The organism is Curtobacterium sp. BNK-1, from assembly GCF_048685235.1.
Classification (GTDB): domain Bacteria; phylum Pseudomonadota; class Gammaproteobacteria; order Enterobacterales; family Enterobacteriaceae; genus Pantoea; species Pantoea agglomerans.
In genome coordinates, this window is the sequence record NZ_JBLQTJ010000001.1 from 3,845,163 (window position 1) to 3,856,811 (window position 11,649).

General features: G+C 58.2%; 10 protein-coding genes. 7 read left to right on the top strand and 3 right to left on the bottom strand.

Going from position 1 to position 11,649, the window contains the following annotated elements; genetic code table 11:
- Positions 1-207 precede the first annotated feature (207 nt).
- Positions 208-798 carry a malonic semialdehyde reductase gene (locus ACMGGP_RS18210; protein ID WP_010258936.1) on the top strand — a complete coding sequence of 197 codons (591 nt, stop codon included), beginning with the start codon at positions 208-210 and terminating at the stop codon, positions 796-798.
- A gap of 54 nt (positions 799-852) precedes the next feature.
- On the opposite strand, the gene ACMGGP_RS18215 is transcribed toward ACMGGP_RS18210, so the two are convergent.
- The gene (locus tag ACMGGP_RS18215; protein ID WP_033773221.1) at positions 853-1,212 is read right to left on the bottom strand and encodes a nuclear transport factor 2 family protein; all 360 of its coding nucleotides are present in this window, start codon (positions 1,210-1,212) and stop codon (positions 853-855) included.
- Between the two features lie 220 nt (positions 1,213-1,432).
- On the opposite strand from ACMGGP_RS18215, the gene ACMGGP_RS18220 reads away from it, so the two are divergent.
- Positions 1,433-2,182: a 4'-phosphopantetheinyl transferase family protein gene (locus ACMGGP_RS18220; protein WP_010258937.1), complete on the top strand. Its 750-nt coding sequence runs from the start codon at positions 1,433-1,435 to the stop codon at positions 2,180-2,182.
- 36 nt (positions 2,183-2,218) lie between these two features.
- On the opposite strand, the gene ACMGGP_RS18225 is transcribed toward ACMGGP_RS18220, so the two are convergent.
- Entirely contained in the window at positions 2,219-3,532 is a 1,314-nt protein-coding gene (locus ACMGGP_RS18225; protein ID WP_010258938.1) for an NCS2 family permease, read from the bottom strand.
- Between the two features lie 152 nt (positions 3,533-3,684).
- Here ACMGGP_RS18225 and yieH point away from each other — a divergent pair, with 152 nt between their 5' ends.
- Both yieH and ACMGGP_RS18235 read left to right on the top strand, forming a co-directional pair.
- Positions 3,685-4,344 carry a 6-phosphogluconate phosphatase gene (gene yieH, locus ACMGGP_RS18230; RefSeq protein ID WP_129063213.1) on the top strand — a complete coding sequence of 220 codons (660 nt, stop codon included), beginning with the start codon at positions 3,685-3,687 and terminating at the stop codon, positions 4,342-4,344.
- A gap of 14 nt (positions 4,345-4,358) precedes the next feature.
- On the top strand, positions 4,359-5,291 hold the full coding sequence (locus tag ACMGGP_RS18235; RefSeq protein ID WP_187494905.1) for a GlxA family transcriptional regulator: 933 nt from the start codon (positions 4,359-4,361) through the stop codon (positions 5,289-5,291).
- On the opposite strand, the gene ACMGGP_RS18240 is transcribed toward ACMGGP_RS18235, so the two are convergent.
- A complete protein-coding gene (locus ACMGGP_RS18240; protein ID WP_010671618.1) occupies positions 5,276-6,271 on the bottom strand; it encodes an acyltransferase in 996 nt (331 codons plus the stop codon). The two genes, ACMGGP_RS18235 and ACMGGP_RS18240, sit on opposite strands and share 16 nt — an antisense overlap.
- 221 nt (positions 6,272-6,492) lie before the next feature.
- Here ACMGGP_RS18240 and glyQ point away from each other — a divergent pair, with 221 nt between their 5' ends.
- The 3 genes from glyQ to ACMGGP_RS18255 all read left to right on the top strand — a co-directional run bounded on the left by glyQ (position 6,493) and on the right by ACMGGP_RS18255 (position 11,594).
- On the top strand, positions 6,493-7,404 hold the full coding sequence (glyQ, locus tag ACMGGP_RS18245) for a glycine--tRNA ligase subunit alpha (RefSeq protein WP_010258942.1): 912 nt from the start codon (positions 6,493-6,495) through the stop codon (positions 7,402-7,404).
- A gap of 9 nt (positions 7,405-7,413) precedes the next feature.
- Positions 7,414-9,483, top strand: coding sequence for a glycine--tRNA ligase subunit beta (gene glyS, locus ACMGGP_RS18250; protein ID WP_010671619.1), 2,070 nt, complete (start codon positions 7,414-7,416; stop codon positions 9,481-9,483).
- Positions 9,484-9,863: 380 nt separating this feature from the next.
- Positions 9,864-11,594 carry a ShlB/FhaC/HecB family hemolysin secretion/activation protein gene (locus tag ACMGGP_RS18255; RefSeq protein WP_498798683.1) on the top strand — a complete coding sequence of 577 codons (1,731 nt, stop codon included), beginning with the start codon at positions 9,864-9,866 and terminating at the stop codon, positions 11,592-11,594.
- Positions 11,595-11,649: the final 55 nt, after the last annotated feature.

An 11,649-nucleotide genomic window follows, 5' to 3' on the forward strand; every position in this document is an offset into this window, starting at 1 on the left:
TGTTATTCCCGCCTCTGCGTTGATTCTTGCTGATATGTTATTTTGCGGCGGCACGGCATTGCCGTATAACGGTTGAAGCGCCGATCTGACGTGCGGCGACGGATTGCGGTGAATAATCCCCGCCTTATCCCGCCGCGCCGGACCGGACGCAAACCCACTACGTGAACACCGTTGGGCGAACTTTTTCGCCTGAAACAGGAGAGTTGCATGAGTACACCGCTCGACACTGCCGCACTGGACACGCTGTTTAATGACGCCCGCACCCATAGTTACTGGCAGGCTAAGCCCGTCGATAACGCCCTGCTGGAGCAGCTCTATGCTTTAACGGCACTCGGCCCAACCTCGGCGAACTGCTCGCCTGCGCGATTTGTTTTCGTGACCTCGGCGGAAGGCAAAGAGAAGCTGAAACCGGCACTCTCTTCCGGCAATCTGGAAAAAACCATGAGCGCGCCGGTCACGGTGATTGTGGCCTGGGACCGCGAGTTCTATGAGCAGCTGCCCGCCCTGTTCCCGCATGCTGATGCGCGCAGCTGGTTTACCGGCAGTCCCGAGGCGGCAAAAGAGACCGCTTTCCGTAACAGCAGCCTGCAGGCGGGCTACCTGATTCTGGCGGCGCGTTCGCTGGGTCTGGATGCCGGTCCGATGTCCGGGTTTGATCCGGCCAAAGTCAATGACGCCTTTTTCCCCGACGGTCAGTATCAGGTTAACCTGCTGATTAACCTCGGCTACGGTGATGCATCAAAACTGCATCCGCGCCTGCCGCGACTGAGCTTTGAGCAGGCGAGCCGTTTCGCCTGATGCTGCCCGCGTCGCGAGTCGAATCGCGACGCGGATGACCTTATAAACAGCGTGTCACAGCGGCGCAGCATTTTCTGCAGGCGTCCCCTGATGAAACACCATTCGCCAGTTCTGACCCTCGCACAGCCAGTGTGAGGCGCGCAGTGCGGCCCGACTGCCATCGGCATCACAGCTCTGGTAGTGCAGTATCAGACTCCTCTCGCCCGTGCTCACCAGCTGAAAGTTACTACTAAGCATATCGGGCATCGCATCTTCTTTTATCAGCGCCGCGATGGTCTGCGCGCGAGTCACAAAGCGTCCTGAACGGGTTATCTCACAAAAGTCAGGATGGAGTATCTGCTCCAGCCACGCCAGTTCCCGTCGCCTGGCACTGTGCAGGCTGCGCTCTCGTTTCACCATTTCGTCCAGCAACATGGCTGACCCTCCTGTTATTCTGTGCTGACAGGCAGCGGCAATAATTCCTTTAAGCTGTTGAAGATGGGCATCGTGACGCTTCTGTCCGGTTAGCTCTCCCTCGCGACTCTGCTCATCCTATTCCGAATTTACCCCAATCTGTGCGTTGCCAGGTGCATTAAGGTAAGAAAATTCCTACAATGCTTCTGATGATTATCTGACCATTTTCACGGAGCGACAGATGGCTGGTCATTTTGTACGCTGGACGGGCGATCCCGGCTTCCCGGCTAATGATTTACGCATTCCCCAGGCTATCACCGACACGGCACAGCAGTTTGCTGACAAACGCCGTGGGCGATTTCTTGCCGCCCGTACCCTGCTGGCACAATTGATGCTACGGGTTTATGGCATTGGTGAGCTGCCGCGCCTGCTTATCCAGAGCAACGGACGCCCCGTTTTTGCTGACAGCGATCTGCCCGATTTCAGCATCGCCTATGCGGGTAATACGGTGGGTGTGCTGCTGGCCGAAGAGGGTGGACGTGCCGGTCTGGATATGGAGATTGTGCATGCCAGAAGCCGTCAGACTCAGGAGCAGCTGATTCAGGGATTAACCTCGGGCGAGATCGCCTGGATCAATGCCCAGCAGGATGCCATGGAGGCGGTGACGCAGATCTGGACATTACGCCAGAGCATTCTCAAGCTGACGGGAGAGGGCGATCGGGGACTGGATTCGCTGCGCCTGTTGCCCGGTGCGGGTCGGCTGCGATCTTCACTCTATCCCGATATTCAGGTGGTGTGCGATGCGGAGCCCATGCTGGTCTGGTCGTGTGCGCTGTCGTCTGCGACTCAGCGTCTGCATCTGTGGGAGATGGATAACGCCTTTCAGTGGCACGCATTACGCGAAATAGAGATGGGTAAGCCCAACATCGGGCCTCATGCTCTGCGGCTGACCAGCCTGCCCAGCGAGCGCAGCCTGCATCCTGAAATGTAAAAAGCCGCAACCCGGAGGTTGCGGCCCTGAATGCGCTTAGTGCGCGTCTACAAAAACAATCTTCAGCACAAACAGCAGAGCAACAATCACTACGCAGGGGCTGATTTCACGCCAGCGGCCAGTACCCAGCTTCATGACGCAGTAAGCGATGAATCCCAGCGCAATGCCTTCGGTGATGGAAAAGCTGAAGGGCATCATGGCGGCGGTCACAAACGCCGGAACGGCTTCGGTCAAATCATCCCAGCGTACGCGCGACAGGCTGGCGGTCATTAACACCCCAACGTAAATCAGCGCGCCCGCAGCGGCGTAGGACGGCACCATCGCGGCCAGCGGTGACAGGAAGGTCACCAGCAGGAACAGCAGGCCGGTGACCACGGCCATCAGGCCGGTACGGCCACCAATCGCCACGCCCGAGGTGCTTTCGATATAGGCGGTCACGGATGAGGTGCCCGCCAGCGCGCCACTCACTGAACTGATGCTGTCGACATAGAGCGCCTGCTGCATGCGCGGGAAAGTGCCGGTTTCATCGGTCAGTCCCGCTTTGTCGGTGACACCGATCAGCGTGCCGGAGGAGTCGAACAGATTGACCAGCATAAAGGAGAAGATCACGCCCGCCATGCCGATGTTGAATGCGCCTTTGATATCTACCTGGCCAACCACAGAAGTAATGGAAGGCGGCGCAGAAAACAGGCCGACAAACTTCACGTCGCCCAGCATCCAGCCGATAGCGGTGGTAACCACCATCGAGATCAGCACTGCCGCGTGGATATTGCGTGATGCCAGAATAGCGATGATAAAGAAGCCCAGCGCGCCCAGCAGTACGCTGTGCGAGGTCAGGTTCCCCACGGCCACCAGGGTATCGGGATTCGGCACGATAATACCGGCATTCTTCAGCCCCATCATGGCGATAAACAGGCCGATACCGGCGGTAATGCCGACGCGCAGGCTCAGCGGGATATTGGCAATCATCCAGTAGCGAACCCGCAGCAGCGTCAGGATCAGCAGGCCGACCGCACCCCAGAAGATCGCGCCCATACCCACCTGCCACGAATAGCCCATCGCGCCAACCACCACAAAGGCGAAAAAGGCGTTCAGCCCCATTGCGGGCGCCAGCGCCACCGGCAGATTGGCAAACAGTCCCATCAGAATGCTGCCAAAGGCGGCAATCAGACAGGTGGTCACAAACACCGCCTGGGTATCCATGCCGGCGACGCCGAGGATCTGCGGATTGACGAAGACGATGTAGACCATCGTCAGAAAGGTGGTGATACCCGCGATCACTTCGGTGCGCACCGTGGTGCCATGTTCCTGCAGCCTGAAGATGCGCTGCAAAACGCCTTGCTTGCTCATGCCATCCATCCAGAAGAAAAAATCATCGGCGCGTATCCTGGCGATTTTACCGGGGCAATACAATGATTTTTCGCAACCGATTGCCAGTCTCGCAATCTGCGCTGAGTGCGGTAGAGTGTGGAGCACACCCCTGAATCGAAGGATAGAGTCTGATGTCAGTAGAATGCGTCTTTTTTGATTGCGATGGCACGCTGGTGGACAGTGAGTTGCTCTGTACCCAGGCCTACGTCAACACCTTTGCCCGTTACGGCCTGGAACTGTCGCTGCAGCAGATGTTTGAGAAGTATAAGGGCGTCAAACTCTACGACATTATTCGTGACGTCGGCGACGCGCATCAGGTGACGCTGCCGATGGAAGAGGTGGAGACTGCTTATCGCGCAGAGGTCGCGCGGCTGTTTGATCAGCAACTGAAGCCCATCCCGGGCGCGAAAGCGCTGGTTGAGCAGATCAAGGTGCCGATGTGCGTGGTATCAAACGGGACGGTAAAAAAGATGCAGCACTCGCTGGGCTTAACCGGCATGCTGCCGCTGTTTGCGGAGCACCTTTACAGCGGCTATGACATTCTGCACTGGAAGCCCGATCCGGAACTGATGTACCACGCGGCGGAACAGATGCAGGTGCCGATTGAGCGCTGCATTCTGGTGGATGACTCCGAAGCGGGCGCCCGCGCCGGTATCGCCGCTGGCATTCCGGTCTACTACTACTGCGCTGACCCACACAACCCTGAACTGGATCACCCGCTGGTGACGCGCTTCGACGATATGGCGCAACTGCCTGCGCTGTGGCGCGCCCGTGGCTGGGATCTGGTGTAGCAGCGCGGGCCAGCATGACACACACCGTCTGGTTTTTAACCCTGCCCGGCGTGATGGCGCTGGATCTCACCGGCCCGGCCGAGACGCTGAAGCTGGCGGGCGAGCACTTTATGCTGCGCTACATCGGCCCGCAGCCGGAGGTGGTCTGCTCCACCGGCATGACCATTGGCGGCATCGAACCGTTACCGGAACAGTTGCCCGCCGGGAGTCTGCTGGTGGTGCCTGGCGTCTATGACTCGCAGGTCTGTTACGCCACGCCGCAGGCCGGAGAGGCTCGCGAGTGGCTGATGCGCCAGCACGGCGCGCTGCGCGCGCAGACCTTTATGCTGGTCTGCGTCTGCTCGGGTGCGCTGCTGGCGGCGCAGGCAGGCATGCTGGATGACGTGGTCTGCACCACTCATCATGATGTGATTGCCCGCCTGAAAGCCGCAGCCCCGCGCGCACGGGTGCAGGAGAACCGGGTGTTTGTCGGGCATGAGAATATCTGGACCAGCGCAGGCATCACGGCGGGAATCGATCTGGCGCTGCATCTGATTAATCAGCTCTGTGATACGCAAACCGCGCTGGCGGTAGCGCGGGAGATGGTGGTCTGGTTCCGCCGTGCCGGTGACGATCCGCAACTTTCGCCGTGGCTGCGTTACCGCAACCACATGCATCCGGCCATTCATCGGGCGCAGGATCTGATGATTGCCCATCCTGAGCACGGCTGGACCCTGACCGAGCTGGCTGGACGCACGCATGTCAGCAGCCGCCATCTGGCGCGGCTGTTTCGCCAGCAACTGGGGATTAGCGTGCGTGAATACCATGAGCAGTTGCGGGTTGGCGTGGCACGCCAGCGTCAGCAGCAGGGTGAATCTGCCGAAAAAGCGGCGCTGGCGGCGGGGTTTTCATCGGCGCGCCAGCTACGGCGCGCCCGCCAGCGTGAAGCCAATCAGCTGACAAAGTGACGGGTATCGACGCGTTTCAATGCCATACCCAGCAGCAGGCTGCCGCCCAGCGTCAGCCCGAACACCCAGGGCAGGTCGAGCCACGGACGCGACATATCATCGTAATGATGTGTACGCAGGTAGTGAATGAACAGCGCATGAAAGCCGTAGATCGGCAGTGAATAGCGCGCAATCACCGTTAAACCCGGCAGCGTGCGCTGGTTCAGGCTGTTTTTAAACACGATGAGCAGGCTGATCGCGGCGATAAACACCAACGGTCCGCAGTAGAGATACCAGGTGTCATTAAACGCCCCGTTGACGATCAGCGCCTGTTTCGTCCCCAATGTAATGCCAATCACACAGGCGATAAACAGCCCGGCAGCCAGCGGCGTCAGGCCGCGCCGGGTCGTCTCCATCGTGCCGATAGCCCGTCCCAGCAGCGCATAGAGCAGGTAGTAGATACTGTCACCGCTGACATAGAGATTAACCGGCAGAAAGTGAAACGGCCCCAGCGACTGGCTGACCGTATTGGGATTGGCGAGCACCGCCAGCACCAGCACCAGCAGCGCCACGTAGCGCGCCTGCACGGTTTTTACCTGGATCAGGGGCGACAGCAGATAGATGCCGATCAGCGCAAAGAAGAACCACAGGTGATAAAACACCGGCTTCTGCAGCATCTTCAGGATTGATCGCCCTTCGCTGATAGGGGTCAGCCAGGTGATATAGGCCAGCGATACCGCGCTGTAGAACAGCAGACAGAGCACCAGCCGGAGCATATGGCGCGGCTGGGCGCTGCGTTCGCCGAAAAACAGATAGCCGGAGATCATAAAGAACAGCGGAACACAGACGCGTGATGCTGAGTTCAGCAGATTAGCCGCATCCCAGGTGATGCCAGTCACCGCCATCGGCCCGGTGATATACCAGGTGGTGGTATGAATCACGATCACCATCAGACAGGCAACCGCGCGTAAATTATCGATCCAGTAAATCTTCTGCGGCATGGCATCCTCTTGCGCATCGCGTCCGTGCGCAAAAGGGTAGCCAAATGCGACCAGAGCAACAACTGCTGCCAGCAGGATTCGGAGCCATCTGTATGCCAGCGCCCTGAATCACCGCGAAAACGCGCCGGTAGCGCCTGGGATTTACGGCTGCACATCGCGCGGTCAAAGGGTATACTGTCGGCCTCTTTTTTTAATCTAACCGAAGCGCGTGCACACTCAACATGCAAAAGTTTGATACCAAAACCTTTCAGGGGCTGATCCTGACCTTGCAGGATTACTGGGCGCGTCAGGGCTGCACCATTGTCCAACCGCTGGACATGGAAGTGGGCGCTGGCACTTCACACCCGATGACCTGCCTGCGCGCACTCGGCCCGGAGCCGATCGCCGCCGCTTACGTGCAGCCATCACGCCGTCCTACCGATGGCCGCTACGGTGAAAACCCGAACCGCCTGCAACACTACTACCAGTTCCAGGTGATCATCAAACCCTCACCGGACAACATTCAGGAGCTCTATCTTGGCTCGCTGAAAGAGCTGGGTATGGACCCGACGGTGCATGACATTCGCTTCGTGGAAGATAACTGGGAAAACCCGACGCTGGGTGCCTGGGGACTCGGCTGGGAAGTGTGGCTCAACGGCATGGAAGTGACGCAGTTCACCTACTTCCAGCAGGTTGGCGGCATGGAGTGTAAGCCGGTGACCGGCGAGATCACCTACGGTCTGGAGCGTCTGGCGATGTACATCCAGGGCGTCGACAGCGTTTACGATCTGGTGTGGAGCGACGGTCCGCTGGGCAAAACCACCTACGGCGACGTGTTCCATCAGAACGAAGTGGAGCAATCCACCTATAACTTCGAATACGCCGACGTTGATTTCCTCTTTACCTGCTTCGAGCAGTATGAGAAAGAGGCGCAGCATCTGCTGGCGCTGGAAAAACCGCTGCCACTGCCCGCCTACGAACGCATTCTTAAAGCGGCACACAGCTTCAACCTGCTGGATGCCCGCAAAGCGATCTCGGTAACAGAGCGTCAGCGCTATATTCTGCGCATTCGTACCCTGACCAAAGCCGTGGCTGAAGCTTACTACGCCTCTCGCGAGGCAATGGGCTTCCCGATGTGCAATAACAAAAAGTAAGAGGCAGCCATGACTGAACAAACCTTCCTGGTGGAGATCGGCACCGAAGAGCTGCCACCAAAAGCCCTGCGCAGCCTGGCAGAAGCCTTTGCCGCGCAGGTCACTGCTGAACTGGATGCCGCTAACCTGAGCCACGGCGAGGTCAGCTGGTTTGCTGCGCCGCGTCGTCTGGCGCTGAAAGTCGCCAACCTGAGCGCCTCACAACCCGATCGGGAAGTAGAGAAGCGCGGACCGGCGGTCGCTGCGGCGTTTGACGCTGACGGCAACGCGACCAAAGCCGCTGAAGGCTGGGCGCGTGGCAACGGCATTACCGTCGATCAGGCTGAACGTCTCGCCACCGATAAAGGCGAATGGCTGGTTTATCGCGCTCAGGTCAAAGGCGAAGCGGCCCAGGCGCTGCTGCCCGCAATGATCGCTACCGCGCTCAGCAAGCTGCCGGTGCCAAAACTGATGCGCTGGGGCAACAGCGATGTGCAGTTCGTTCGTCCGGTTCACACCGTGACGATGCTGCTGGGCGATGAGCTGATCCCAGGCACCATTCTGGGCATCGCGTCAGACCGGATTATTCGTGGTCACCGCTTTATGGGTGAAAGCGAAATCACGCTCGACAACGCCGATCAGTACCCTGATGTGCTGGAAAAACGCGGCCAGGTCATTGCCGACTATCAGGTCCGCAAAGCGATGATTAAAGCCGATGCTGAAGCAGCAGCACGCCGTTTAGGCGGCAACGCTGATATCAGCGACAGCCTGCTGGAAGAGGTGACATCGCTGGTGGAGTGGCCGGTGGTCCTGACCGCGACCTTTGAAGAGAAATTCCTCAAGGTACCTGCGGAAGCGCTGGTCTACACCATGAAAGGCGATCAGAAGTATTTCCCGGTGTATGACAATGACGGCAACCTGATGCCGAACTTCATTTTCGTCACCAACATCGAATCCAGCGATCCGCGTCAGATTATCTCCGGCAACGAGAAGGTGGTACGTCCACGCCTGGCCGATGCGGAGTTCTTCTTTAATACCGACCGCAAAAAGCGTCTGGAAGATCACCTGCCGCGTCTGGAGACGGTGCTGTTCCAGAAAGAGCTGGGCACGCTGCGCGATAAAACCGATCGCATTCAGGCCCTCGCGGGCTGGATTGCCGGTGAAATTGGCGCAGATGTGAATCACGCCACCCGCGCGGGCCTGCTGTCGAAGTGTGACCTGATGACCAACATGGTCTTCGAGTTCACCGACACCCAGGGCGTGATGGGCATGCACTATGCGCGTCACGACGGCGAAGCCGAAGATGTGGCGGTGGCGCTGAATGAGCAGTATCAGCCGCGCTTTGCCGGTGACGATCTGCCGTCCAGCCCTGTCGCCTGTGCACTGGCGATTGCCGATAAAATGGATACGCTGGCCGGTATTTTCGGCATTGGTCAGCATCCAAAAGGCGACAAAGACCCGTTCGCACTGCGTCGTGCGGCGCTGGGCGTGCTGCGCATCATCGTTGAGAAGAACCTGCCGCTCGATCTGCAGACTCTGACCGAAGAAGCGGTGCGCCTGTATGGCAGCAAGCTGAGCAACGCCCGCGTGGTGGATGATGTGATCGACTTTATGCTGGGTCGCTTCCGCGCCTGGTATCAGGAAGAGGGTCACAGCATCGACACGCTGCAGGCGGTTCTGGCGCGTCGTCCGACCCGTCCGGCTGACTTTGATGCACGCATGAAAGCGGTGTCGCACTTCCGTACGCTGGAAGCAGCCGCAGCACTGGCGGCGGCGAACAAGCGCGTCTCTAACATTCTGGCAAAATCGACTGAAACGCTGAATGAGAGCGTGCAGGCGTCGCTGCTGAAAGAGAATGAAGAGATCCAGCTGGCGACCTTTGTCACTGCGCTGAGCAGCAAGCTGCAGCCTTACTTCGCTGAAGGCCGCTATCAGGATGCGCTGGTCGAACTGGCACAGCTGCGTACTGCGGTAGACAACTTCTTCGATAAAGTGATGGTTAACGCCGACGATCAGGCGGTGCGGGTTAATCGCCTGACGCTGCTGTCAAAACTGCGTGAGCTGTTCCTGCAGGTCGCGGATATCTCACTGCTACAGTAATGCTATTTGTTGTGCGAAAAAGGGACGAGCAATCGTCCCTTTTTTTATGGGATTTTTTTGGCCTGATGTCTTCGACTCATACCTGAGTCTGACCGCTATAGCGGCCATTTTTTAGGGTGCAAATGAATACGCTAAAGTGCTCAAACTGCCATTGCCGGTCATCAGGAATCGGCTGTTGTGATGCGCCAGGTTATAAATATTATGTCTATATATCAAAAGGTTAATTGTTAATTTTTCTCCTGTCATACTCTAAGGATTTTTCATCAATCCGGTGGTTAAGAAACCGCCCTAAAAATAGCCAGCCCTCTTGTTTTTCCCCTCACCTGATGGATAATTCGCCAGAATTTACACCCGGTTACATTTAGTGAAGTGGAATTTTCATGAAAAGGATTTGTTTATCACTCTGGCATCCGCCAGTGCGTCTGCTCACCATGGTGGCAGGCGCGCTGCTCTGCTCTGCTTCCCCGCTGATGGCAGCCCCGCCAGCCGATAATCCCCGCGAAGAAGGCCAGGCGATTGATGCCCGCGAGCAACTGCGTCAGCAGACGCGCGAGCGCGTGCTGCAACAGCAGAATGCGCCGCAGGCGAATGAACATCTTCCCCGTCCTGATAGTCGTCTGCCCGGTTATCCTGCCAGTGAGCAGCCCTGCTTTACCATCAATCAGATCGTCCTGACTGGCGATGAAGCCAGCCGTTTTCAGTGGGCGCTCGACGCCGCCGCGGATGCCACCGGCCGCTGCCTGGGCGGACAGGGCATCGTGCTGGTCATTAACAAAGTGCAGAATGCAATTCTCGCCAAAGGCTATGTCACCACCCGCGTCATGGCACAGGAGCAGGATCTGACTAAAGGCGTATTAACGCTGACGTTACAGCCGGGCCGTATCAGCAGGATCCGTTTTGATGAACCGGTTTCCTGGCGTGGACGGCTGTGGAATGCGATTCCGGCGGCGTCGGGCGAGATATTAAATCTGCGGGATATTGAGCAGGGGCTGGAAAACTTCAAGCGGGTGCCCAGTGCCAGTGCCGACATTAAAATCGTGCCGGGCGAGCAGGAAGCCACCAGCGATCTGCAGGTCAACTGGCGCGAAGGCAGACCGATGCGGCTCAGTCTGGGACTGGATGACAGCGGCTCCAGAAGTACCGGGCGCTACCTCGGTTCCGCCACCCTCGCAGTGGATGCGCCCTTTGCGCAGAACGATCTGTTTTACGCCAATATTGGCAAAAATCTGTTTGAGCATGGGCCGTTCGGTAACCGCTCGCACACCCTGAATTACTTTTTCCCGATAGGCTACTGGGCCGTTTCCGCCAACTACAACGACTACACCTATCACCAGAACATCCCCAATGCCAATGAGGTGCTGCGCTACAGCGGCAAGAGCGATAATTTCCAGCTCACGGTCTCCCGGGTGCTCTACCGCGATCAGTCGAACAAAACCACGCTTAATCTGCTTGGCTACCGCAAACATTCCACCAACGCCGTCAACGATATCGACATTGTGCAGCAAAAGCGGCGCACCGCGGGCTGGGAACTGGGCCTGAATCAGCATAGCTATCTGGGCAGCAGCACGCTGGACGCCAGTATCGCCTGGCGGCGCGGTACTGGTGCGTTTAATGCGCTTCCTGCACCAGAAGAGTCGCGTCATCAGGGCAGCGCGCGTACCGGCATATTGCTGGGCGACCTCGGCATCAACCATCCTTTCGCTGTGGGCGAGCAGCCCTGGCGGGTCTACAGCAGTGTGCGGGGCCAATGGAGTCCGAATGCCCTGACGCCACAGGAGCGCATGGCGATTGCCGGCCGTTATACGGTACGCGGCTTCGACGGTGAACAGATGTTGTCGGGGGAAAAAGGACTGCTGTGGCGCAACGAAATTGGCTGGAATCTTTTCTCGCGCGGACATGAGCTCTATCTGGCTGCCGATTATGGCCGGGTAAGCGGACCTGCGACTCGCGACCTGGTCGGACATCAACTGGCAGGCAGTGCAATAGGCGTACGCGGCGCGCTCTGGGGGCGCTTCAGCTACGACCTGTTTGCGGGCATTCCGCTCTATAAACCCGCGGGATTTCATACATCAGGCGCGACGGCGGGTTTCAGCGTTAACCTGGAAATCTGACCACCAAAGCGGGCGATCCCGCTATCTGAACTGAGTGACTTTCACATGGATGTGA